The organism is Vibrio sp. 10N.222.49.C9 (assembly GCF_041474985.1).
GTDB lineage: Bacteria > Pseudomonadota > Gammaproteobacteria > Enterobacterales > Vibrionaceae > Vibrio > Vibrio crassostreae_C.
In genome coordinates, this window is sequence record NZ_JBFRVD010000830.1 from 1 (window position 1) to 451 (window position 451).

The following is a 451-nucleotide window of genomic DNA, read 5'->3' on the forward strand; positions in this document are numbered from 1 at the left end:
GTTAAGTATCAATGGCACAGAAGTGGCCATCTCTGATGATGAAACTGTGCTTGAGGCGCTAGAGAAAGAGGGCTTACCTATCTTTGCCGCTTGTCGTGCCGGTGTATGTGGAAGCTGTCGTTGTAAGGGTGATAAAGACAAAGTAGTGAGCTCTACCACTGGGCCTCTTAGTGAGGAAGACGTAGAGCAAGGGTATTTTCTTGCTTGTACGAGCCAAGTTAATGACGATATGTTTGTTGAAATTGGCTGATTAACTTGCTGTTATTACTAAGGCTCAACCTAAGGTTGGGCCTTTATACCAATCACAGTCGGTAAGTGATCGGAAATAGCGCAGGAAAAACGCTGGATAACAAGGCAGGATTTTTTTGATAAGTAGTTATCCTACAATCAAAAATTCTAACGCGGTTATCGAGTGTTTTAACCCGCTAGGATGAGCAGTTATTTACTACGA

Annotated in this window: 1 protein-coding gene; it reads left to right on the forward strand. The window is 43.0% G+C overall.

Translation table 11 applies throughout. The annotated features are described in order from the left end of the window. Positions 1-250, forward strand: a 250-nt coding sequence (locus AB4585_RS25815) for a 2Fe-2S iron-sulfur cluster-binding protein (RefSeq protein ID WP_372171626.1), incomplete at its 5' end; no start/stop codon positions are given. Positions 251-451 lie beyond the last annotated feature (201 nt).